The organism is Deferribacter abyssi (assembly GCF_049472655.1).
GTDB lineage: Bacteria > Chrysiogenota > Deferribacteres > Deferribacterales > Deferribacteraceae > Deferribacter > Deferribacter abyssi.
Map to the genome: position 1 here is coordinate 24,693 of NZ_JAQNCS010000011.1, position 23,721 is coordinate 48,413.

21 protein-coding genes, 1 tRNA gene and 1 pseudogene are annotated in these 23,721 nt (G+C 29.5%); 4 read left to right on the top strand and 19 right to left on the bottom strand.

Translation table 11 applies throughout. The features are described 5' to 3' along the window. Window positions 1-50 precede the first annotated feature (50 nt). From nspC to OWK30_RS07565, 8 genes are all read right to left on the bottom strand, one after another. Window positions 51-1,211: a carboxynorspermidine decarboxylase gene (nspC, locus tag OWK30_RS07530; RefSeq protein WP_423325236.1), complete on the bottom strand. Its 1,161-nt coding sequence runs from the start codon at window positions 1,209-1,211 to the stop codon at window positions 51-53. A gap of 10 nt (window positions 1,212-1,221) precedes the next feature. Continuing rightward, window positions 1,222-2,442: a saccharopine dehydrogenase family protein gene (locus OWK30_RS07535; protein ID WP_423325149.1), complete on the bottom strand. Its 1,221-nt coding sequence runs from the start codon at window positions 2,440-2,442 to the stop codon at window positions 1,222-1,224. A 27-nt stretch (window positions 2,443-2,469) separates the two neighbouring features. Continuing rightward, window positions 2,470-4,311 carry a biosynthetic arginine decarboxylase gene (speA, locus tag OWK30_RS07540; protein ID WP_423325151.1) on the bottom strand — a complete coding sequence of 614 codons (1,842 nt, stop codon included), beginning with the start codon at window positions 4,309-4,311 and terminating at the stop codon, window positions 2,470-2,472. Between the two features lie 82 nt (window positions 4,312-4,393). Next, a complete protein-coding gene (locus OWK30_RS07545) occupies window positions 4,394-4,981 on the bottom strand; it encodes a LysO family transporter (RefSeq protein ID WP_423325153.1) in 588 nt (195 codons plus the stop codon). 8 nt (window positions 4,982-4,989) lie between these two features. Continuing rightward, window positions 4,990-5,256 carry a LysO family transporter gene (locus OWK30_RS07550; protein ID WP_423325155.1) on the bottom strand — a complete coding sequence of 89 codons (267 nt, stop codon included), beginning with the start codon at window positions 5,254-5,256 and terminating at the stop codon, window positions 4,990-4,992. A 57-nt stretch (window positions 5,257-5,313) separates the two neighbouring features. After that, window positions 5,314-6,552: a phenylacetate--CoA ligase family protein gene (locus OWK30_RS07555; RefSeq protein ID WP_423325157.1), complete on the bottom strand. Its 1,239-nt coding sequence runs from the start codon at window positions 6,550-6,552 to the stop codon at window positions 5,314-5,316. A gap of 2 nt (window positions 6,553-6,554) precedes the next feature. Continuing rightward, complete coding sequence (locus tag OWK30_RS07560) at window positions 6,555-7,055, bottom strand: 2-oxoacid:acceptor oxidoreductase family protein (protein ID WP_423325159.1); 501 nt, start codon at window positions 7,053-7,055, stop codon at window positions 6,555-6,557. Between the two features lie 41 nt (window positions 7,056-7,096). Next, a complete protein-coding gene (locus OWK30_RS07565; protein WP_423325161.1) occupies window positions 7,097-8,836 on the bottom strand; it encodes a thiamine pyrophosphate-dependent enzyme in 1,740 nt (579 codons plus the stop codon). Window positions 8,837-8,965: 129 nt separating this feature from the next. Here OWK30_RS07565 and OWK30_RS07570 point away from each other — a divergent pair, with 129 nt between their 5' ends. Further along, window positions 8,966-10,000 carry an ABC transporter substrate-binding protein gene (locus OWK30_RS07570; protein ID WP_423325163.1) on the top strand — a complete coding sequence of 345 codons (1,035 nt, stop codon included), beginning with the start codon at window positions 8,966-8,968 and terminating at the stop codon, window positions 9,998-10,000. A gap of 320 nt (window positions 10,001-10,320) precedes the next feature. Then, window positions 10,321-12,441, top strand: coding sequence for a two-component system sensor histidine kinase NtrB (locus OWK30_RS07575; protein ID WP_423325165.1), 2,121 nt, complete (start codon window positions 10,321-10,323; stop codon window positions 12,439-12,441). 120 nt (window positions 12,442-12,561) lie between these two features. Here the strand turns inward: OWK30_RS07575 and galE are convergent, their stop codons facing one another. Genes galE through OWK30_RS07620 form a run of 9 tightly spaced genes read right to left on the bottom strand, consistent with a single transcriptional unit; the run spans window position 12,562 to window position 21,438 of the window. Further along, window positions 12,562-13,593 (bottom strand): UDP-glucose 4-epimerase GalE, encoded by a 1,032-nt coding sequence (galE, locus tag OWK30_RS07580; RefSeq protein WP_423325167.1) that lies wholly within the window; start codon window positions 13,591-13,593, stop codon window positions 12,562-12,564. A gap of 25 nt (window positions 13,594-13,618) precedes the next feature. Then, a complete protein-coding gene (locus OWK30_RS07585) occupies window positions 13,619-14,098 on the bottom strand; it encodes a hypothetical protein (protein ID WP_423325169.1) in 480 nt (159 codons plus the stop codon). After that, window positions 14,056-14,991, bottom strand: coding sequence for a prepilin-type N-terminal cleavage/methylation domain-containing protein (locus OWK30_RS07590; protein WP_423325171.1), 936 nt, complete (start codon window positions 14,989-14,991; stop codon window positions 14,056-14,058). The genes OWK30_RS07585 and OWK30_RS07590 overlap by 43 nt, the downstream gene beginning before the upstream one ends. Then, window positions 14,988-15,419 carry a type IV pilus modification PilV family protein gene (locus OWK30_RS07595; protein ID WP_423325173.1) on the bottom strand — a complete coding sequence of 144 codons (432 nt, stop codon included), beginning with the start codon at window positions 15,417-15,419 and terminating at the stop codon, window positions 14,988-14,990. Before OWK30_RS07595 ends, OWK30_RS07590 begins: the two co-directional genes overlap by 4 nt. Next, window positions 15,394-15,834, bottom strand: a complete 441-nt coding sequence (locus tag OWK30_RS07600) for a prepilin-type N-terminal cleavage/methylation domain-containing protein (RefSeq protein WP_423325175.1) — start codon at window positions 15,832-15,834, stop codon at window positions 15,394-15,396. The genes OWK30_RS07595 and OWK30_RS07600 overlap by 26 nt, the downstream gene beginning before the upstream one ends. Beyond that, window positions 15,834-19,469: a pilus assembly protein gene (locus tag OWK30_RS07605; RefSeq protein WP_423325177.1), complete on the bottom strand. Its 3,636-nt coding sequence runs from the start codon at window positions 19,467-19,469 to the stop codon at window positions 15,834-15,836. The genes OWK30_RS07600 and OWK30_RS07605 overlap by 1 nt, the downstream gene beginning before the upstream one ends. Beyond that, window positions 19,466-19,798: a hypothetical protein gene (locus OWK30_RS07610; protein ID WP_423325179.1), complete on the bottom strand. Its 333-nt coding sequence runs from the start codon at window positions 19,796-19,798 to the stop codon at window positions 19,466-19,468. Before OWK30_RS07610 ends, OWK30_RS07605 begins: the two co-directional genes overlap by 4 nt. 27 nt (window positions 19,799-19,825) lie before the next feature. Next, window positions 19,826-20,797, bottom strand: a complete 972-nt coding sequence (locus OWK30_RS07615; protein ID WP_423325182.1) for an ATP-binding protein — start codon at window positions 20,795-20,797, stop codon at window positions 19,826-19,828. Continuing rightward, a complete protein-coding gene (locus OWK30_RS07620) occupies window positions 20,794-21,438 on the bottom strand; it encodes a response regulator transcription factor (RefSeq protein WP_423325184.1) in 645 nt (214 codons plus the stop codon). The genes OWK30_RS07615 and OWK30_RS07620 overlap by 4 nt, the downstream gene beginning before the upstream one ends. A gap of 98 nt (window positions 21,439-21,536) precedes the next feature. On the opposite strand from OWK30_RS07620, the gene OWK30_RS07625 reads away from it, so the two are divergent. Both OWK30_RS07625 and OWK30_RS07630 read left to right on the top strand, forming a co-directional pair. After that, window positions 21,537-21,610: transfer RNA gene (locus OWK30_RS07625), tRNA-Arg, on the top strand. A gap of 130 nt (window positions 21,611-21,740) precedes the next feature. Further along, window positions 21,741-21,974 (top strand): annotated as a pseudogene (locus tag OWK30_RS07630) (transposase); the annotation flags it as partial. A gap of 255 nt (window positions 21,975-22,229) precedes the next feature. On the opposite strand, the gene OWK30_RS07635 reads toward OWK30_RS07630, so the two are convergent. Next, window positions 22,230-22,634, bottom strand: coding sequence for a DUF4150 domain-containing protein (locus OWK30_RS07635; protein WP_423325186.1), 405 nt, complete (start codon window positions 22,632-22,634; stop codon window positions 22,230-22,232). A gap of 12 nt (window positions 22,635-22,646) precedes the next feature. Next, the gene (locus tag OWK30_RS07640) at window positions 22,647-23,705 is read right to left on the bottom strand and encodes a pentapeptide repeat-containing protein (RefSeq protein WP_423325188.1); all 1,059 of its coding nucleotides are present in this window, start codon (window positions 23,703-23,705) and stop codon (window positions 22,647-22,649) included. Window positions 23,706-23,721 lie beyond the last annotated feature (16 nt).

The following is a 23,721-nucleotide window of genomic DNA, read 5'->3' on the forward strand; positions in this document are numbered from 1 at the left end:
ACATTCGTTTTCAATGTTTATTAAAATTCTTAACAAAAGTAATTTAATATTTATTTTATTTTTCTAATAAAATCAGCATAACTAAAATTTTTTTGCCACTTTATCCCTTCTTTTTTGTTAAAAACAACAATGGAAGGTAACTTAACACCATTGAATGTATTATTTTTAACAAAAGAATACAATGCCATATCAAGCATAATAAGCCTATCTCCAATTTTTAATGGTCTTTCAAAAGAATATTCCCCAAAAAAATCACCGGCAAGACAAGAACACCCGCCAATTTTATAGTTATATTTATATTCACCCCAAAAACCACAACCAATAATCTCTGGTCTATAAGGCATTGCTAAGACATCTGGAGTATGAGTTTCAGCAGAGGAATCAACGATAGCTATATTTACTCCATTATTAATAATATCAAGAATCTTTGTAACAAAAACACCTGCATATAAAACTACAGCCTCACCAGGCTCAAGATACACATCAATATTATTATACTTGTCTCTAAACAAATTAATAGTATCACAAAGTAGTTCTATATCATAATCTTTTCTTGTTATATGATGTCCTCCACCAAAATTAACCCACTTAAGATTAGCAAGATATTTACCATATTTTTTCTCAAAACTATTCAAAACTCTTACCAGAACATCTGCATTTTGTTCACATAAAGCGTGAAAATGAAAACCATCTACAATTTCCAAATCAATATCTTCTAAATCCTCTGGATTTACTCCAAATCTTGAACCTGGAATACATGGATTGTATAAATCAACCTCTACTTCAGAATAACCAGGATTAACTCTTAACCCTACATGTTTTCCTCGATTTTTAACTTTTTCCCCATATTTCCTCAGTTGAAAAACTGAGTTGAAAATTACCACAGATGAGTAATCGATTATTTCATCTATTTCATTACCTTCAAAAGCAGGTGCATAGGTATGCACTTCTTTTTTAAACTCTTCCCACCCAAGTCGTGCTTCCCAGAGACCACTTGCACATACACCATGTAAATATTTTGATATTAAAGGATAAGTCACAGGCAAAGAGTACGCTTTCTGCGCAAGCAGTATCTTTACCCCTGTCCTTTTTTGAACACTATCCATTATTCTACAATTTTTTTCAATAACATCCTCACTAATCAAATAACATGGCGTTTCAACTAATTCGGTAATCTCTTTTGGAAAAAAAGTTAAAGCTTCTTTATGCAATTCTTTCAACTTAAAACTCCGGTAGCTTACCATCAAAGTTTTCTATCTTCCATGGCAAACCGTGCAGTGTCAATAAATCCATAAAAGGATCTGGATCAAATTGCTCCACATTAAAAACACCTTTTCCTATCCATATTTTTTTTAGAACAAGCATGGCCCCAATCATTGCAGGAACACCAGTGGTATATGATACAGCCTGAGCCTGCACTTCTCTGAAAGCTTCTGCATGATCACAAACATTATAAATATATTTTTTAAATCTTTTACCATCTTTAACACCATCAAAAACACAACCAATAACCGTTTTACCCTTATAATTCACTCCAAGTTCTGAGGGATCTGGAAGTAATTTTTTCAAAAATTTTAATGGCACAATTTTACATCCTTCGTACTCCACTTCATCAATCCTTGTCATTCCAACATTCTTTAAAACCCTCAAATGAGTAAGATACTCTTCAGAAAATGTCATCCAAAATCTTATTCTTTCAAGCCCCTTAATATGTTTTACCAATGACTCCATCTCTTCATGATATAACAAATAGCTTTCTCGCTCTCCAACCTCCGGATAATTAAAAGAAAAGTGAATGCTATCCTTATCTAAAATTGGTGGTGTTTCTACCCACTTCCCATTTCTCCAATGTCTCACAACTTGAGTAACTTCCCTAATATTGATTTCGGGGTTAAAATTTGTAGCAAAAGGATGTCCATGATCACCAGCATTACAATCAAGAATATCAATAGTTTTTATTTCGTCATATAAATGTTTTTGTGCATAGGCACAAAAGACATTTGTAACACCTGGATCAAACCCACAACCAAGTACAGCCATAATACCAGCATCTTTAAATTTTTCATGATAATCCCACTGCCATTTGTACTCAAATTTAGGATTATCCTTTGGTTCATAATTAGCTGTATCAAGATAATGTACACCAGTTTCAAGACATGCATCCATTATGGTTAAATCTTGATATGGTAATGCCACATTTATTACAATCTCAGGCTCAAAATCTTTTATCAAAGCCACTACTTCTTCAGTTTTATCAGCATCTACTTTTGCTGTTTTAATTTCTACTCCATATTGTTTTTTAACATCTTCAGCAATTTTATCACATTTTTCCTTAGTTCTACTCGCAAGACATATCTCATGAAACATTTCAGAATTTTGCGCACACTTTTTTGCCACCACATTACCTACTCCACCAGCACCAATAATTAACGCTTTACCCATGCTACACCTCTTCTTTAATTTTTATTTCTAATTTCTTGATCCAGCTACTGTTTTTAAGTAGCTATTTTCACTTAAAACTAAGTATAAACTCCCAATAACATCTTTTTTCTCATCATCAGGAATTAATTTTGAGTCTTCAATTCTTTGTTTCAACCTTCTCTCAATATCCTTTACATCATAATCAAGATCGTCTAATATATCTAGAATGTTTTGGGCCTCAATTACATCATCAAGAACATAATTGCCCTCTTCATCAAAAGTTACCACAAACTCTGTAGGATGAGTAAAAAGGTTGTGATCCATACCAAGGGTTTCCTGATAAGCTCCTACAAGAAAAAATCCTAAAAAATAATCCTCTTTTTTCAAGTCAACATCATGTAAAAATAATGGCTTAGTGCTATCAAAAGCAATTTCTCCATCACTATCACATGTAATATCCCAAAGACTCGCTGACCTTGTAGGAGTTATATCCAGTTTATCAAGAGGCATAACAGGAAAAGTTTGCCCCAAACCCCAATAATCTGGCAAACTTTGAAAAATTGAAAAATTCAAAAGATACCTTTCCTGAATCATATCTTGAATATCTCTCAACTCAGATAAATTCTTGTTTTTTAAAAAGTTTATTGCTTTTCGAATAATCAAATGAACAAGTACCTCAGTGTTGTTTCTGTCTATCAAGTCTATATATCCTAGATCAAAAAGAGTTAAAAGAGACTCCATATGATCAAGACTGTCATGTAAATATTCTATCGCATTTTTTTCATTGATAGTATTATAAAGTTCATACAGCTCTTCTATTAAAGGTGGGTTCACTTTCTTTAAACAAAGCTTATGTTCATTGTATTCCTGTGAAAATAGTTCTAAAACAGGTACCACAAGCACAGCATGACTTGCAGCAACGAATCTTCCTGCTTCAACAAAAATATCTGGTTCTGGTACATTTTTATTATTTGCAATCATCTTAAGTAAAAAAACAACATCACTTGCATATTCATCTAAAGTATAATTTATAGAATGCTGTAATTTATGTTGGCTATATTCGACAGCAAGCCCTCCACCTATATCAATTCTTCTTAAGCTTTTCGCACCCATTTTACAAAGTTCTGCATAGATGTTTCCAGCCTCTCTCAATGCTTTTTTTACAGGTGATATTTCACTTATTTGAGAACCAATATGAAAATGTATCATCGTCAAATAATCTATCATTTTATAATCTTTCAAAAGTTTTAAGGCTTCCACTAACTCCACTGAAGTTAATCCAAACTTAGAATTTATCCCCCCACTTTTAGCCCAAATACCGATTCCTGAACTATGTAATTTAATTCTTAATCCTATATTAGGATAGGGTTTACCCATTTCTTTGGCAACCTCTAAAATAGTCTCAAGCTCATTCAACCCTTCAATTGTCAGAGTAATATTTTGACCCATTTTAGCAGAAATGAAACCAAGAGAAATCATTTCTTTATCTTTAAACCCATTAACAATAATAGGAGTCCCTTCATTAACATAACTCATTGCTATAATTAATTCAGGTTTACTCCCTGCCTCAAGCCCATATCTTTTCCCTTTTGTTTGCTTCATCAAATATGTTACAAAATTTGGGTACTGATTCACTTTCAAAGGAAAAACAGAATGAAATTTGCCACTATAATCGTATTCTTTTATATATTTATTAAACTTATTAAACAGTGCATTTACATGTTTTTTCATTATATGAGGAAATCTAAAAAGCACTGGGCCTTTAAAACCTTGTTCTCTAACATCTTTAACAATATCAATCAGGGCTGGTCTATTACCTTCATTAATAACAACCTTACCATCTTCTACCAGATAATCATAATTTCCCCAGATTTTTATACCATAATCCATCTTACCACCTCTAATTAAAAAGATATACAATCTATAAACCTGAAAAATGTACTCATTTAGTTATAAAAGCAACATTTTGTAATTAAAATTTCAAAATAAACGGTACAATTATAGGAACAAGAGTACTTAATATAAAGCCATTAATGAAAGCAACAACGGCAGCACTTTCACCAGCATACTTTTCTATAATCGGAAGCGTCGTATCCATGGTGGTAGCACCACCTGGTGCTATTGAAATATATGGGCCTGCATATTTTGCAAGAAATGGAACCAATATAATACTTATTAACTCTCTTATTACATTGGATAAAAAAGCTATAGAGCCAAGATCAGCACTTTTTAGTTTTGTTATTATAACAGCAGATAAAGAATACCAGCCAAATCCAGCAGAGATGGCAAGACTATCTTTAATAGTTAATTTTAGAAAAAACGATGCTATATAACCACCAAACAATGTCCCAATAACTGTTCCAACAGGAACCAAAAAAGCGTATTTATCCGCAGTAAACAATTTCACCAAAGATTCTTTATCTCTACCTATACCATAACCTATTAAAAACAATAAAAAGTATAAGGCGTAATCAGTTATTCTATCAGAATACACCATTAAAAATGTGGGTAAAAACCCAAACTGAGCCATTAAGATACCAGCGGTAACAGATAGTATCATCAGAAAAATCATTTTTTTCGCAACACTCTCATCATTATGCCTACCACAACTATACTAAAAAACACTGCCAATAAACTTATAATTAAAGAGGAGTATCCAAACATTACTATTTTCTGCTTTAAATTCGGATCTTTACCTATACCAACTCCCATAAAAAAAAGTAAGACTAAAACACTAAATGGTAAGAGATACTTTTGTATTTTTATAATATTTCTTTCTTTTACCATATAACCGGTAATTATACCAATTATCAGAAAAAAGAGATACTTAAACATGCGTTTTTATAATACACAATAAAATATTTGACAAGCTTTAAACAAATTAAAGTTAAATTAATTTGTTTTTTCTCTTTTATCAAGAACTCTCCTAGCTTTCCCTTGGCTCCTTTCAATAGTTCCTTTTTCAACAAGTTGTAAATTAAGATGAAAACCTAAAAAATCATACAGCTTTGTGTAAACTTTATCAAAAATTTCATCATCTGCACCGTTTTCTTTTTCTACAACAAGCGTAACATTATCTTTTCCCTTTTTATCTTCCAAAATGATAAGATACTCCATCGAAAGTTCATTGAACTGTAAAAGGATAGATTCTATTTGTGAAGGATAAAAATTTACGCCCTTAATTTTCAACATATCATCGGTACGACCTTTGATTCTACCTACCTTAATAGTATGAAGCCCACAATTACATTTTTCTCTACTTACTACTTTTGTGATATCCCTAGTCCTATACCTTATAAGTGGTAAACCTTCTCTAGTAAGTGTTGTTATTACCATTTCACCTTCTTCTCCATCATCTACTGGATTGCCTGTTTCTGGGTCTATTATCTCAACTATATAATGATCATCCCACACATGTATTCCATTGTGCTCTTTACAATCTATTCCAAGTCCCACTCCACCAGTTTCTGTCATACCAATAATATCAAAAGTTTCTATTCCCATAATATATTCAATCCTTTTTCGCATCTCATCAGACCAAACCTCAGCACCAAAGATACCAACTCTTAAAAAACAATCCTTTTTAAAATCAAAACCTTCCTCCTCCGCAATCTCAATAAGCCTAAGAGGGTATGATGCAATTGAACACAATACAGTAGTTCCTAAATCCTTCATAAACTTAAGTTGTAAAAAAGATCTACCAGGTCCTACAGGAATAATAAAAGCTTTAATCTTTTCAGCACCATAATGGAAGCCAAAACCACCATTAAAAAGTCCAAATGAAGGGGTAATTTGAATAATGTCTTCTTTTGTAACGGTGGCAGTCTTATAACATCTTGCCATTATTTCAGACCATTGATTGATATCATTTTCTGTCATAGGATTAATTATTGGTGTACCAGTTGTTCCACTACTCATATGCATACGCATAAAATCTTTTTTATCAGCACAAGCAAAACCAAAAGGGTACCCCTGACGCAAATCATCTTTTGTTAAAAAAGGAAGTTTTCTCATATCATCATAACATTTAATTTCTCCATTAAAATGAAGACGCTCATAATAATAAGAGTTGTTTTTTTTAATGTGGTATAAAGTTTTATTCAACAATTCAAGTTGTCTATCACTAAGCATAATTATATCTCTCCTAAAATTTTATCTAAAATATCTTTAGTAAGCATTTTATAGTTTAAAACTATTTCTATAATTTCATCAAAATCAAATATCTCTCGAAAAGCTTTAAAAAAAATAAAAAATAAAAACCAGTTTGTATATTTTGGATTATCAAAAAGTTTTAATGAAAGATTGGTAGCATCAACAATAATAATATTTGAATTTTTATTCTCTAAATTTTCAATAGAATTAATAATTGCCACTCCATCTGGTATTAAAAAATGATCATTCAGCAAAAACTCATTTTTATCAGTTGATATAATAAAGTCGGCTTCTCCACTTCCAAAGCTTGCAGAGTAATAATCCCCTACTTTTAGAAAGGTACTCACACTGCCACCACGCATTGCCATACCGTGAGTTTCAGCTGAAATAATTTTTACTCCAAAATTTGATAAAACGGATCCTATCTGTCTATTTAATGTAATAACTCCTTGTCCACCTTTACCACAAATAATACCCTTCAATTATTACTCCTCACTAAAACACAAATTTAATACCTTCTAAACTATCTGTTTCTAACAATTGCATTAAACGGACAAACTGATATACATACACCACAATTAACGCAAATTAGCCTATCAATTTCTGCTTTATTTTTTAATTTATTTTCGAATATTGCTGGACATTCAAACTTCTCATAACAAATCCGACAATTTTTACAATCATCAGTAATTATTACATCGGCGTTTTCTCGGTATTTTATCTTTGTCACACAAGGATGCCTGTAAATTACAACTGCAGGTTTTTTATTATTTTCAACAAAACCTACAGCTTCTTCCAAAACTTTAACTCCTTCTTCAAGTTGATAAGGATCCACAACTTTACAAAAATCAATTCCAATCCCTTCTACAATCTTTTCTATCTTAACTTTTCCAGATTCATGGGGAACTGGTTGAAAACCTGTCATAGCGGTAGTTTCATTATCTAAAATACATAATACAAACTTTGCCTCATTTATAACAGCATTTATCAAAGCAGGTATTCCTGTATGAAAAAATGTAGAATCTCCAATCGTAGAAATAACTATTTTTTCAGGATTACTTCTAGATAGCCCTTCCGCAAAAGTAACAGATGCTCCCATGCAAATACATGTATCAACAGCACCAAGATTAACCCCGAGGGTATAACAACCTATATCTCCTGGAAATATACCTTTATCCTTAGTAACTTTTTTAATTGCATAAAAAGCAGGCCTGTGACCACAACCAGAACACAATCTTGGTTTAATACCACTAGTTTTAAAGTTTTGTTTTTTACTTAATTTAAGCTCTTTATTGATAAAGTTAAAAATCTTTTCAGTTAAATAATCATAGGTAAGTTCCCCCATTCTTGTTATAAAACCGTTTAACCTTCCAAAGATCTTGTCTTTTCTGGCAAACTGAATCTCTATTAATGGTTGAGTTTCTTCTACAACAAGTATCTTATCATAAGTATTTATTATTTCATCAAGAAGAGCTACAGGTAAAGGAAATGGCATATCAAATTTGTATAAATCAATATCCAATTGCTTCTCTTTTACAATATCCTTTACAATTGCAAAAGAGTAGCCTGAGCCGACGATAGCAAACTTATTTTTCCTATCAATTTTATAATCACAATAATAAGATGTTGATATTTTATCTAGTTTTTCATTAAGTCTTTCATGTAACAATTTACGATATTTAGGAGTTGCAGCCCATCTTGAAACATCTTTTTTAAAATTACCATAATTATATTCTTTTTTCTCAATCAAAATATCGAACGACTGCCTTGAATGACATACCCTCATCACAGGCCTAATCATTACAGGAATTTCAAATTTGTGAGACAACTCCACCCCTTTTTTTGTTAGTTCGTATGCATCAAATGGGTTTATTGGGTCTAAAACGGGTATTTTAGCAGAAAATGCATACATTCTGCTATCTTGCTCAGTTTGAGAACTGTAAGGACCTGGATCATCAGCAGACACTATTATTAATGCACCTTTAACACCCGTGTAAGCTACAGAAAAAAGAGGATCAGCAGCTACATTTAATCCAACCTGCTTCATACTACACATAACAAATTTTCCAGAAATAGCTTCAGCAGCCGCTAGTTCAAGGGCTATCTTTTCATTGATTGACCACTGAGCATAGCATCCATTTGCATAATGAGAATAGGCTTCTAAAATTTCACTAGATGGTGTGCCTGGATATGCATAAGCTGAAACAACCCCTGAGTGATAAGCACCTATTGCTATTAATTCATTTCCCATTAAAAATTTCATAACAGGGATTATTTTTAATCTATTTGTTCAAAAAAGTCAAATTATATTTAACCCTTAAACTCATAATGATACAACACTAAAAATAAAATTTGCTTGATAAAGAACCTTTTAATGTTTATTAATATTTTTATGAATCATAAATACAACCTTTTAATGTTTTTAATAATTCTATTTTCACCACTTTTCCATTGTGTTTTAGCTCAAAACCATATTTTTATAATCTCTAGCTATAATAAGAATGACTTATGTGGTAAACCTCAATATGATGGTATAATAAATAGACTTGAGTTTTCAGGAATACTAGAAAAATACAAAATCAAATCATTTTATCTAGACTCCAAAAACAAGGAAATAGATAAAGTAAAAAAATTAGCTACACAAATTAAACAACAAATAAAAAAGGATCACCCTGATCTCATTATTACAATAGACGATATAGCTTTTGATTTTTTTGCAAAAATGCTTTTATCTAATAATAAAATTAGATTGGTATTTTCAGGAATCAACAAAAGTTTGAAAGAGTACAATGATGAATTGAAATTTTTTGATCCTACAACATATCTTCCCACTAAGAATATAACTGGTGTCCATGAAAGTCTTTTTATGAAAAACCAATTTGAATTCTTATATTTAATATACAACAGAATACCTAAAGTTGCAGTTTTATATTCCACAGATTTTATTGGAAATATTTTAGGAAAGCAGGTGCAAGAAGAGCTTGCAAACTCTGAGTTTATTAATCATACTGTATTTATACCAATAAGAACAACTTTAGACCTAAAAAATGCTATTAACAAAATAAATAACAAACAATTTGATGCTTATATACCTCTAACAATGTCCATTACAGATCCAGTTAAAAATGAGATTCTAAGCATAAACAGATTAATACCAATTTTAACCAATCAAATTAATTTAATTGATATTGGAGTAAATAAAGAGTTTACAAAAGCAGGATTTTTTGGAGGAATTACAGTTGATTTTTATAAAATGGGGCAAAAAGCTGGAGAAAAAGTCATCAAAATATTAAACGGCAAAAATATTAAAGAAATAAAAATTGAGGAATCTTATGATTATGAAATTGTAATAAATAAAAAAAGAATGAAACAACTAAACGTAAATATTAATAGCGAACTAATAAATATTGTGGATAAATTTTATTAATGCTTACCAATTCAATTGTTGTCACTAATACAATTTATCATATTTTATTACTAATTAATATCAGCTTACTCTTATTTTTAGGTTTTATACAACTTTTTTTTACAAGATATGATATTTTAATATTTGATAAAACTGTAAATCGATATTATTTTCTACTTGTATGTATAGGTCTATCACTATATAAATTTGCATTTTTCATATTACCAATTTTTAAATATTATAATGTTATAATTATTTTATCAATAATTATACTTTCTGTAACATTGTTTTTTTACCAAAAAAATAGTGTAAATGAAGAATTATGTTACCTATATCTTTTCATGCTAGTTTTTGTCCTATTATTTTTATATTTTAAGTCAAGAGTGTATATAACCTTTTCTCTTATCACTTTTGTAATTTTACAAATTTTCTTACCAAGAAATAATGCACTAAAAAGAAAGTTCAAGTTTGTTTTACTGATACCGTTATATGTATTGTTAGATGCTTTGTTTAATATTAATCAATCATTATATCTTCTAATTCCACAACTAATACTTATTTTGATATTTACTTATTATTATATCAAGCTTCTCACAAAAATCAAAGATGTAAAAATTTACTACTTTCTATATATAGTTATTTATTCCATGTTTACAATAGGTTTTATTTCTTTGATAAACAATGAATTAAATAGTTTTAAAACAAAAGAAAAAGAAGAAATACGACTAAAAATACAAAATATATTTTCACTAATTGAAAAAGAAAAGGAAACTTTATTTTCTATTTCTAAAATGCTTTCTAGTAATAATAGAAATAGTGACTTTAATTTAAAAGAATTAATTAAAACAAAATATCTATTTAAACTTGATTTAATTGTCTCAATTTCAACTCAAAGTAAAAATTTTATCTACTCGGGAAATCTCAAAGATTTTACTTATATTTTACAAAACAACATACTAAAATCTATAAAAAATAAAATTCGAGATTATTTTTTATTTAGTTCAAATAATAACTTTTACATAGCAGTAATAAACAAACATTTTCTGAATAATAATCCTAAAAACATACTAATAATAATTAAGAAGTTAAAATTAACTCAATTAATTACATCAGACACAACAACAGAACTACTTATATACTATAATAATAGTTTATTAAATTTAACATCTGAAACAAAAATAAAACTTATTACTAACAATATATTAAAAATAAATAATAAAACATACGAATTCATTAAACTAGAAAGTGATAAAATTAAAGTTCTAGGTACAATAAGCCATAAGCATTTTCTAAATAATATATATCAACTTTATTCATATTATGCTATTTTCTCTTTGATTTTAATTATAGCACTGATTTATTTAGGATATTCTGGATTACAAAAACTATATTTTGAGATTGAATCAAAAGAGAGAATACTACAAAACATTATTAACTCTGTAACTGATCTAATATTTTATACAGATAAACGAGGTGATTTATTACTTGCAAATAAATATTTTTATGAATTTTTTCAATTACCACTAGACAAACAGAATTTGAATATTTTTTCTTTATTAGCTTTTAAAGAATCTTTCGATTTGTCAGAAAGTAATTTTAACGGTAATATAACAATTAAAGAGATAAAACTTAAAGACAAAAAGGGTAACAATAGATATTTTAGTTTTTATAAAATTCCAGTCACAAACATTTTTGGAAAAATTGATGCACTTATTTTTTATGGGAAAGATTTTACTCTTTTGAAAAATTACGAATTTGAAATTATAAGAAAAGAAAAATTTGAAATGATTTCGACGTTGGTTTCAGGATTAGTTCATGATTTAAACAACATGATAAATGCATTATTAATGCACACATATATATTAAAAACTAAAGAATTAAATAAAGAAAAAATAGCTTATTTTAAAAATATGGAAGAAATATGTCAGAATATAAATGATCTTAACAAACAATTACTTGCTATTTCAAAAAATGAAATAATAGAAAAAAAAGAAATAGATATAATTAGCTTTATAAAAGATAAAACAAAGCTAATTTTAGTGGGTAAGCATGTAAAAATTCATTTTTCACTACCAAATGATAATATTAAAATTATGGCTGATGAAGTACAATTAACCCAAGCTTTAAGTAATCTTTTAATAAATGCCGTTGAATCCATGAATGATAACGGTAACATTTATATCAGAGTCAAAAAATTATCATTCACAACTAAACAAATTTTACATCAATGTATTTTAGAAGAAGGTAACTATATTGAAATATCAATTATTGATGAAGGACAAGGAATTGATGAAAAAATAATAAATAAAATCTTTGACCCCTTTTTTACGACTAAGAAAAAAGGAAACGGGCTAGGGCTTGCTATGACCTATAGGATAATCAAAAATCACAATGGTTGTATAGCTGTGAAATCAGAAATCAATAAAGGTACCACTTTCTACATATATTTACCACTTAGCTAATTTCACTTTTGAGATAGAATAATGTGTATAAAAAATTCACAATTGCTTCGAAGTGCTACCTTACGTGAGCATCAAAAAAAAAAATTCTTGACTTACTAATATTATGCAACATTAAAATTCTTATATAGTAAAATTAAACAAATTTTTTTCCCACTCCAAAGCAGTTTTACATATAAATTCTAAGTCATCAAATTTAGGTTTAAAGTTAAGCATTTTTTTTATTTTTTTATTATCGGCCACGAGTTCTGCTGGATCCCCTGCTCTTCTTCCTGTAATTTCCACATCAAAATCTACGCCACTCACCTTCTTCATTGTATCAATCACCTCTTTAACAGTGAATCCATAACCATATCCACAGTTAAAAACATCACTACTGTGACCACTTGTTAAATATTCATATGCCAAAAGATGTGCTTTTGCAAGATCATCTACATGTATATAGTCTCTGATACAAGTTCCATCCTTTGTTTCATAATCATCTCCAAAAATATACATTTTTTTTCTTTTACCCAAAGCAGTTTCTGCGGCTACTTTGATTAGATGTGTTGCATTTTTCGTAGATTGTCCAATTCTTCCCAATGGATCAGCACCAGCCACATTAAAATATCTCAAAACAACATAATTAAAATTAGAATTCGCTTTTGCTACATCTTTTAAGACTATTTCACTCATTCTTTTGCTCATACCATATGGATTAATAGGATTTGTAGGACAATTTTCATCTATTGGTATAAATTTTTTATCTGGCTCACCATAAACTGCTGCAGTGGAACTGAATATAAATTTATTTACATTGTTTTTCACACAACATTTTATAAGATAGGCAGTATTTGCTGTATTGTTAAGATAATACTTTAATGGATTTTCCACTGATTCAGGCACAATTAGTGCTGCCGCAAAATGTATTACTACATCAAAATTATTCTCTTTAATAAAATTATCAACTTTATCCCAATGAGAGAGATCAAGCTTTGTAAATTTAATCTGCTTATTTTTTTCTGCTGCAATCTCTTCTAACCTCTTGATTGTCTCAATAAAGCCAGTAGATAAATTGTCAATAATATGTACCCTGTAATCCGTTTCTTCAATCAACTGTTTTACCACATGAGAACCAATATATCCCGCTCCCCCAGTAACTAAAATCTTATCCATAATTCCCCCTACTAAATTTAAACAATCATTCTACCTTGAATACAAACTCAATAACACTTTTTTCCTTAGGATTGTTTTTATTAGTTGTAGTTACACGAAAAGAATAAACAGTAACTCCGGTAGTACTATCCTCTGATTTATCCAATACTTTTACGTTTATATTATAATCGTTTGTCAAATTATTAAGATCAAAAGTCGTATTATCTGAACACAAACTACCATTACACAATATATTCTCATCACCAATTAATATCTTATCCATAATATATTCAGCAGCACTTCTTGCAGCCATAAGAGTATTTTGGTATCTTTTGTGACTTCCAGATATATTCGTTGAAGAATTTATCATATATAATATAGCCGCTACAAAACCAAGTGCCACTAAAGATAAAATAAGAGTTGTTACAAGAGCCATACCTTTGTTCTTCATTTTTATATACTGAACAATTTTTTTATTCATAGTTATAAATCCATAGGTTTTATGGTATACTCTACTGTTTTCCATCGATAATGTTGATAGTCATTTGGCAATTGTAGACAAACTTCATTGTTATCACAGCTACCATCGTTATCAACATCTATTTTACCATTAACAATAGGACCTTGAAAATCAAAATTTCTATCAAAACCTCCATCTTGTAAAAGAAGAAACACTCTAACTCTTTTGAGTTTTTTTCGAAAAGTAACAGCATCATCACCACTGATATCACTATATCTCAACAATTCTTCATTTAAGTTAATCTTACCATCTGAATTGTTATCATAGTCAAACCTAACAGTAAAATCCGCAACGCAATCAATTATAGGAACTCCATTACTATTATTGACAGCTCTTAAAAGCTTGTATGTATTTGGATTGCAAGTATTAGGTAAATTAAAATTAGATAAAGAATAAGTAATTTTTGTACATGTTTGAACTGAACATCCAGTAGCATTATCTTGTAAAGGGAATGCAATATATTTACCTGCTGTAGGCCTGTTCGCCCAACTAGCTTTATCTTTCAACAATTTTTTGTCTGTATCGATATAAACATATTTTAAAGATGATTTAGGAAGACCCACAACTGTATTATCAGCAGTGTTTACAAAAATCCAACTTTGTGTATCAATGTTAGTCACATTAAATGTCGATCTAATAACAAATTCAGAGCAACCAACATTAACACATTCAAACACTTTTTCTGTCTCATTATCGGAAATACCGTACCCACCGTGAGTGATATCTAATCTAATTATGTCAAGCCCAACCACTTTTTCTAGTTCAGCTTCGGTACTTCTAGTTTCTCTCCTATAATCACTCAAAAGAGTTGTGAATGTAATATAGACAGCTGATAATATTATTGCTAACAGAAATAATACTATTAAAAGCTCAATAAGAGTTAAACCTTTCTTATTCATTGCATATCCTTAGATATGTAAGTATCGGAAGTATATGTATATTTTCTACCAAAAAGATTCCAACAAGTAGTTATATTTATCTTCTTTAAAGATGAACTAACATTATTCAAAGCATATGATTTACCTAATGAAAACATCGAGTTCCTATACTGAACTTTTATACTACAATTATCATTCAACGGTGAACACTCAATACCTTCACACTTGCTTATTATATTATCTATTTGCGCAAAACCATATGAACGCAACTTTTCTATTTCATTATTAGTCTGCTCAACTGCAATATTCCTAACATTATTTCTCAAATTAATTTTTTTTACTGTTATCATAGAAGCTACTAATCCAAGTAATACTACTGTAAAAATGAAGATGCTAACCAAAAGTTCAATAAGTGTAAACCCATTATTTTGCTTCACATTTTGTACCATTTTTTTTTCCCAACTTTATTCTTATAGTGTTTATAACTATGCAATTGTACTGAAGTGTATCATCAATATAATCATTTGATAAAAAGATAGAAGTATTAGTTAATGTACCTCTATCATCTAAATAGATGTTTCCCGCATTAAATTTTGTATTAAAATTAAACGTGGATACAATATTACCATTATCATCCTTTATAGTTAATTGATTTTGGTTTGTAAAAACCAATGTAAAACTTGTTTTTTCAGTAAAAGCCTTAGCTCGATATTGTTGTATTATTGAATATAGTTTTCGAAGGTCTTTTTCTCTATCATGTTTCAACTTCCACTTATTATAGTTTGGAATCGCTATCGATAGTAATATAGAAAATATTGTTATTGTTATAAGTAACTCTATTAGTGTAAAGCCATTTTTATTCATTATTTTTCAATCCATAATAATATTTTTCCTTTCAATCCAGAAAACGGACTGGGTATTATTGGTGGTGTCTCAGGAGTAATACCAGAATACCATCTAGTTTGTCCAGCATTTATATTATTAACACTACTATCTCCTCCCAAACTATTTCCATTACCTGCAGCATTGCTAACAGCTCTATCACCTTCTTGATTAGAGAAAGTTTCTTTACAAAGTTGATATATAGCAGCAGTAGAAGATTGTAAATATCCACAAGTAACGGTTGTATTATCCACCACATAACCTGAACAAGATGTATCCCAAATACTTCTACCTGTAGCACAATTCAGCCCCCAACCTCTCGATCTACCTCCAAACGAACAAGGATCAAGACTTGGCTGCATAGATGTAAATAACACAGTGTTAGCCCATGGCATAATTCCAGTATCAGCTATTACTCTTTCCTTACCATATTCTGTCCCATTATCAACCTCAGCAGTATTTAGTCCAACTTCCCATGCTACAACAGTTGATTTTTGCGTTTGATTTGTAAGTTCGTTACAAATATCTGTATTATTTACAGCACTACTGAAATTACAATTACCTGTTCTAAGGCAACTAATATTTATACCATAGAGTTTATTGTTTCTTCCTAAATTATCATCTGTCTTATAAAACCACTTTCCTGTACCAAAATAAATGTAATCCATATTAAAACATGGCATATAAACTATACTAGCAGTCACAGCACCATGTAAAGATGACATCACTCTATCAAAACTACTAACGGATGGAAATAAGTTATCTATCTTTAATACATACAGATTTGCAGTCCAATCACCAGCCTGAATGTAATTAAACGCAAAAAACACAGCATCTGTATATCCATCTCCATCAAAATCCACTCCATTAGTAAATAATCTATTACCAAAAACTTCGTTATTTTTCATACTACTATCAAATTCACTAACAGCAAAACTTGTAGAATTAAAACTATCAATTGTTAAATCATCATTAAGCTTTAAAATATAAACTTTAGCTTTATCTCCTGTAAAACCATGCTCACCATTATAATCCTTCATCCCAGAAATAAACATCACATAATTTCCATTTTTTGTTCTAATTAATGCAGGACCAGGATATGTAAAACCTAAATAATCATCAGTAAATTCCCATAAGAATTTTGGTTTTAAAGGATCTGTAATATCTAAAGCATAATAAACAGATTTTCCTAAAGGAGAAGTATCTGAAGGCGGTGTTACACCCGTTACATTATCTGTAAGATCACTTGCACCACCCATCCTCATACCACCAATAAGCATTCTCTTAGTTCCTATTTGCACAATATATGGTGTTAAGTCATTGATATAAAGATGTTTTAAATCTGGCTGTGCTCGATATCTTAGATATGGTAAAGCATTTTGAGGAATAAATGCCCATTCTTCGTAACCTATTAAATCGTTACCTGCATCATCCTTTGCATTTTGTAATAATACTGCTACATTATTTTCATTACTAGTCAATGTTTTACCTAATCTAAATGCATGCAACATTCCATCATTTGCCGCCACAAAAACCATACTAATATTATCATAATCTAAAATCTGAGGAGTTGAATATACTATATCACCTAATATATAATGTTTGCCATCACTAGCTCTTCTACTTAAACACCCGTTTACTTCACAACCATAGGTAAAATCTATAAGTTTGTTTGTATCAGTAAGACAACCCAAATCACTACCAAAAAGAGAATTATTATTTACATTTTTCAATTCAATTAAGTTTTTATTATCAACTTGAGTATAAATAACTCTATCTTTTTTTATATTATTACAAACTCCTGAACTTGCAATATTCGACAACTCATCAGAAACTTCAAAAAGATAAGAAATATCTTCAAGTTGATCCACAGGACTTATTACACCATTGGGTAATGATATATTATCATTAATTTTACCTAAACAATCACTAGGTGACTTTATTATTGATAATTTATTAGTAATACTATCAATATTAAAACTCAAGATTAAATCTCCACCTGTTGGATTATTGTTTAAATCATAACCACAAATATTTAGTTTATAGTCATTATTCGTATCTTCACGAATATTTTGAACTAACTCATTATTTTTATTCTTGAAATTTAAAAACCAATAGCCAAAAAGTTTTCCTATCCATGGTATATTATCAAAGTTTGGATAAAATACGGCCTGGGCAATAAGAGAACCCTCTTTCCTTTTATCAGTCAACACTGCTACAGATGTACCTGAGGCAACTTTGGTAATAATATCAGTAAAAATGTCTCCTAGTTGTTTTTCCAAAGAATATCCTTCATTTGCTTCAAAATAAGTATCGGGATTTCCATCACCATTTAAATCATATTCATCTGCACTATTTGGAATATTGTTCCCATCTAAGTCATAAAAACCACCATATTTTGCTGATAATTTTAAAAGTTGTCTTGCATTATCTGAATTATCAAAAGCAAATACAGTATAAATTGTTACAGTCTGATTATCATCTAAATCACTCCTCAAATCATTAGTATGCATCCAAAAAGATAGAGGAACCAGATCCCATGTCCCTCCAGAATTATTAAGATTTATAGAACTAATTACATTATCATTGTTGTTTATAATTTTTTCCCTATAACTAACTTTATCCCAACCATCACTATCACTATTTGGCACCTCTTCATCCATTGTCGATTCACCATCTGTTAAAATTATTATAAAATTCTTTCTACATTTATATCCAATAGGATCATATAAAGCATAATCCACCCCTCTATTAAATGCACTTTTCATAGCTCTTAAATATCTTGAGGCCTCAAATAACGTCTCAGCTAGTGGCGTCCATGTAGTCCCCACTACATTATTAATTGCAGAAATTATATCATTATAATTATCTCCTAAATAATTTTTAACATAACCTCCACTATCATTATTGAAAAACATAAGACCATATCTTAACTTATCGGAAGTAGTATGTATCAATCCTTGTGGTTCAACATCTACTTTGATTGCAACCCTGTATGATACAGGGTTGTCATCAACAACCCAACAATTACTATTATACTTTGCAGGTCTAATATCAAAATAAACAAAATCTTTATTGTCAGTATAAAAATAAAAATATGCTCCATCAGTGTAATTGTGTGGCGTTAATAAAGAAACATTATTTTCCAAAATTTTTCTGTAATCTCTATCAAAAGATGTTGCAACAAGAACGTAGTTATTATTTTCAATTACATATTTACCTCCAGTAAGAATCTTTTTTACGACATCAGTTCTTCTAGTAACAAGCCAATTTAAGAAATTACCATACCATTTACCATTAGAATCTAAATAAAAATATTGTTTACTATTATCATAGGAATACCATTTAGTTGAATCAAATAAACCATAGTAATTTTTATTATTATCATACCCATAATATACTAATGCAGATAATGAGCAATTATTAGAGTACGATCTATAATCATATTTTTCCTTATAGGCAAATTCATTCATACTTCCTGAATTATCAAGTAATAATAAAACATTTGGTTTTATCCCTGTAACTATAAAAGGTGGAATAGCATCGTAAGGGGTTGTAGCAAATACTATCTTAACAAAAAACAATAACAGCAATAAAAATAACATAAACTTTTTCATTTTCTTACCTCAATTACTTGAATTATCAATTTATCTTTAGTCTTTAAGTACTTTAAAGTGTCAGTAGACATTAAAATATCTTTTGATAAAAAATTATAATCTCTAGACAAAACAATAACGTTATCATTTATAGTGATAACATCATAATTACTTAATGAAATTTTTAATATCTTTTTTCTTTTTGTAACTCCAACAACTTTATATGATAATGAATTTTTAAGAGAACTCTTAATACTTTCAGTTAACAAAAATCCTAATTCTGACTCAGCAAAAGATATCTCCACGGCTAAAGTTAAAAGTAAGATGATAGATAATAACATTTTTTTCATGGCCCACCTCTCTAATTCAGAAAATAGTCAACATATATGAAAAAATCGTGAAAATTTTATGATTACTACAAATTTATCTTTTAAAATTTTTCTTTTTATCCTTATTTTATTTGCCTCACAAAGTTTCTCCACTATGGCAAGCCCTGTTCCAAAACCACTCTCCCTATCTTGGGCAATGTCATTTTCAAAAACAACAAAAATTGATTTTTTATATTTTACCGTTTTTATTATAGCATAACTTTTGGCATATTGATATATATTATCTATCAATAGATAAATAATAAATCTTAAATCATCTCTATAGCTTTTTAATTTTATTGATTTGAGTTTTAGAATTAATTGTATTTTAGAACAATTATACTGAATAACAGTTTTTTTAATCAAATCTTTCAAATCAACTTTTGATATATAAATTTTCGATAACTTTTTAAAACTTTCTACTCTTTCAACAATCTCTTTGTTTTCATTTTCAATGAGATTTATCATGCTTAATAAACGATCCATAGCAAAATTTCTTTTATCATCATACTTCAAGAGCTCAATATTTAGTTTTGCACTTGCTATAAAATTTCTCAACTTATGATTTAAAACAAGCAAAATAATTTCAAAAGTTTTACTAATTCCTCTTCTAATTCTAAAAAATCTATATACAATAAGATAATAAAACATACTAATGAATATCAGTATTACTGCTTCCCACAAAAAAAGATAATAAGAAAGCTTTATCGTTTTTGCCTTCAAATAATCCTTTTTTACATACACATACTTCCCATCAAACTCTGTATAAAATTCAAAGTCTTTTAATTTTTTATTTGTATCTAAAATTAAAATCTCACTGTTCGCTCTTTTCTTGGTAATCAACATTAAATCAATTTTTTCATTCAAAAAAAGTAAATTTTGTTCTTTTACATAAGTAATCACAACATAATTAATAATTGAAAAGGATATAATAAGGGAAATCAATAGAAAAATAAGAATTTTTAATTCGTAAGACTTCATTTAAGCAGATATCCTACCCCTTTGATGGTCTCAATCTTTTCTTCACCAATAAGTTTTCGTAACCTCTTAATATATGTTCTTACAGAATCACTCCCAACGACACTATCACCCCAAACATAACTCAATATACATTCATTACTAACAACATTACCTCTATTTTTACAAAGTATAAAAAGCAAATCCATTTCTCTTTTAGTTAGAGTATAATTTTCTTTCCCTTTCATCAATTTGTGCCTATCAAAATCAATTATTACATCATCAATCACAACTCTTTTATCTACTTTACTGTACCTTCTAACAACACTTTTTATTCTCAAAACCAACTCCTTCGGTTCAAAAGGTTTTACAACATAATCGTCAGCTCCAAGCATAAAACACCTTTCCTTATCTTTTAACAGGTATTTTGCTGTAGTTACAATAACAGGTACATCTTTTTTATTTTTAATACTTTTAAGAATATCTTCTCCTTTTTTAAATTTAAGCATCAAGTCAAGCAAAATCACATCATATTCTTTTAAATTAAAATAGTACTCAAATTTTCTATCATCTATCAGCCAGTCAACATCAAAACTATTTTGCTCTAAATATTCCTTCAATGATTCTCCCAAGATCCTATCATCTTCAATTAATAGTACTTTCATATTTAAAATTATATCAAACTTTACCAAAAATCATATAACAATTTTCAAATTTCTTGACAAAAAAATATAAAAGGATTAAACAAATCAAGTTATATCAAGCCCCCGTAGCTCAGGAGGATAGAGCACAGGATTCCTAATCCTGGTGTCAGAGGTTCGAGTCCTCTCGGGGGCGTTTGTATTTATTATCAATAAGTTACATGATGCTCTAATTTTCCGGTGATACTCTTAGTGATACAATTATTTTAGTAGAAATTATAATCAAAATTGTTTTCAATCCATACAAGTAAATTTACTAAAAGATTTTATACACAACGGAGAGGTTTCATAAAGAGGTTAAAAGGCGATCTAAGGTAATTGAAGTATTTAATGATAAAAAAGCGTTAGAAAAGATAGTATTTTTAGTAATATTGGAAATGAATGATAGTTATAGAACCCGTAAAATGAAACATTGGAACTATTTTCTAGCTGTGTTGAAAAATAAAAGAGTTGAAAAATATGGTAGATTACAGGAGGACAAAAATCTTACACAAAATTAATTGCACTATGCTCTACATCATGCTCATATTTTCAGAACCAATTGTGAAAGCTACAGAATCAAAAGCTTACAATCTATGAAAAATACTAAAGAATAACTGGGGGATTTTATGGGCCATAAGGTGGAGATTTTTACTTGACTTTAACAATAATAAATTAGACAAGCAACAAAAAAATGGGTTGACTCCAGTAATTTCATATCTTGACAATGTTCATATAACTTATTCATAATAATTGAAAATAAAATATTGTAATTGTCAGCCGAGGCTTAATACTGTTACTTGACTTGGAGCAATGCACATCCCCGGCGAATTTGGAAGCATCCCCATAGCATTCTGAGCAGTCACACTTGTGAGTCTTTGAGCAGGTGCACCTCCAACCATTATGGTAAAACACCCTACCTCATAAAGAGTCTGTCCACTTATCATGTGTGAAACAACTCCAAGTTCCAATCCTGCATCATCACCAACACTCACAAGTCCCATAGATAACTGATTTATAGCAGGCATACAGTCAACTAAGATATTGTAAACTGCAGGAGCAGTCGTTGCACTCACATTTATATCAGGATAAGGGATAGGTACAGGCACTCCAACTACTGGAGTCAAACACACATCGGGAAAACCTAAATTAACTCCTGCTCCCATTGTTAACATAAACATAAAAAGCCTCCTTTAATGTATATCTGGCTGCCAATCTTCAGCCTCTGCAAGCTCTTTATCCTCACCTCTGAGTAAAAGTTTATTTGCTCCATCCCATATAGTGTGCTCTTGTATACTTTTGTGCATCCTCGCCATAAAAAGGTTTGCATTTGAAAAATCTGCCACTGTAAGATCAGCATAAGAAAAGTCAGCATATTGGCAATTTGTATTCTTAAAAAAAACTCCCCTACATACAGCTTTTATGAAAAAACAATGATCAAGATTTGCATAAGAAAAATCTGCGCCAAGTAATGTTGTTTCTCCAAAGTATGATTTAGTAAAAATTCCACCTCTAAAATTGGCGTCCACTAAAACAGCTTCTTTAAACATGACGCTATCCCCTCTCACATCTTGAAGAACAGCTCCAGTCAGATCGGCTTTATAAAAATTAGAAAACGATATATCCGAACCTGTAAAATTAGCGCCTTTTAAGTTTGACTTACTTGCATTAACCTGAGAAAATTTTATTCTACTAAAATCCTGGCCCTCTAAATTACATTCCATAAACAGAATTTTAAAAAAATGTGCTGATTTAAAGTTAACCCCTGTTAGATCAGCTCCATTAAAGGTAACTTTTGTAAGTTTTGTATTGGTGAAATTAGCATCTTTTAAGTTTGCTCCTCCCATAACAACCTTTTCAAAAATAGTATTTTCAAAAGATACCCTTTCAAGGTTGGCATTTTGAAGCATTGACCAGGTAATTGAAGAGTTTCTAAAGTCAGCCTCAAAAAAATCTATCCCGTTTAGCATACACATGTGAAATCTAATTCCTCTTAAACTTGCTCCTCTAAGAATAACGCTATCCCATATAATCTTTTCAAGCTTTATCTCATCAAGACATGCTCCACTAAAATCACAATTTTTAAAACCTGTTTTTTGAATATTGGCACCTTTTAAATTTGTTCTTTTAAAAGAAACATTTTCAAACCTACCACCAGCTAAATCTGTATAAGATAAATCAATTTCTGATAAATCTTTATTTTCTATTGTGTTGTTATTTTTTATTGCTTTTAATATTTCTTCTTTTGTCATATTCAACTCATATTTA

Bases quoted from the DNA above. Each gene is read 5' to 3' on its own strand.
- OWK30_RS07535 (WP_423325149.1), bottom strand. From the start codon at position 2,442: ATGGGTAAAGCGTTAATTATTGGTGCTGGTGGAGTAGGTAATGTGGTG.
- OWK30_RS07600 (WP_423325175.1), bottom strand. From the start codon at position 15,834: ATGAATAAAAATGGCTTTACACTAATAGAGTTACTTATAACAATAACA.
- OWK30_RS07640 (WP_423325188.1), bottom strand. From the start codon at position 23,705: ATGACAAAAGAAGAAATATTAAAAGCAATAAAAAATAACAACACAATA.
- OWK30_RS07575 (WP_423325165.1), top strand. From the start codon at position 10,321: ATGCTAGTTTTTGTCCTATTATTTTTATATTTTAAGTCAAGAGTGTAT.
- OWK30_RS07615 (WP_423325182.1), bottom strand. From the start codon at position 20,797: ATGAAGTCTTACGAATTAAAAATTCTTATTTTTCTATTGATTTCCCTT.
- OWK30_RS07620 (WP_423325184.1), bottom strand. From the start codon at position 21,438: ATGAAAGTACTATTAATTGAAGATGATAGGATCTTGGGAGAATCATTG.
- OWK30_RS07570 (WP_423325163.1), top strand. From the start codon at position 8,966: ATGAATCATAAATACAACCTTTTAATGTTTTTAATAATTCTATTTTCA.
- speA (WP_423325151.1), bottom strand. From the start codon at position 4,311: ATGGATTATGGTATAAAAATCTGGGGAAATTATGATTATCTGGTAGAA.
- OWK30_RS07590 (WP_423325171.1), bottom strand. From the start codon at position 14,991: ATGAATAAGAAAGGTTTAACTCTTATTGAGCTTTTAATAGTATTATTT.
- OWK30_RS07545 (WP_423325153.1), bottom strand. From the start codon at position 4,981: ATGATACTATCTGTTACCGCTGGTATCTTAATGGCTCAGTTTGGGTTT.
- OWK30_RS07595 (WP_423325173.1), bottom strand. From the start codon at position 15,419: ATGGTACAAAATGTGAAGCAAAATAATGGGTTTACACTTATTGAACTT.
- OWK30_RS07550 (WP_423325155.1), bottom strand. From the start codon at position 5,256: ATGTTTAAGTATCTCTTTTTTCTGATAATTGGTATAATTACCGGTTAT.
- OWK30_RS07585 (WP_423325169.1), bottom strand. From the start codon at position 14,098: ATGGAAAACAGTAGAGTATACCATAAAACCTATGGATTTATAACTATG.
- OWK30_RS07635 (WP_423325186.1), bottom strand. From the start codon at position 22,634: ATGTTTATGTTAACAATGGGAGCAGGAGTTAATTTAGGTTTTCCCGAT.
- galE (WP_423325167.1), bottom strand. From the start codon at position 13,593: ATGGATAAGATTTTAGTTACTGGGGGAGCGGGATATATTGGTTCTCAT.
- OWK30_RS07555 (WP_423325157.1), bottom strand. From the start codon at position 6,552: ATGCTTAGTGATAGACAACTTGAATTGTTGAATAAAACTTTATACCAC.
- OWK30_RS07565 (WP_423325161.1), bottom strand. From the start codon at position 8,836: ATGAAATTTTTAATGGGAAATGAATTAATAGCAATAGGTGCTTATCAC.
- OWK30_RS07610 (WP_423325179.1), bottom strand. From the start codon at position 19,798: ATGAAAAAAATGTTATTATCTATCATCTTACTTTTAACTTTAGCCGTG.
- OWK30_RS07605 (WP_423325177.1), bottom strand. From the start codon at position 19,469: ATGAAAAAGTTTATGTTATTTTTATTGCTGTTATTGTTTTTTGTTAAG.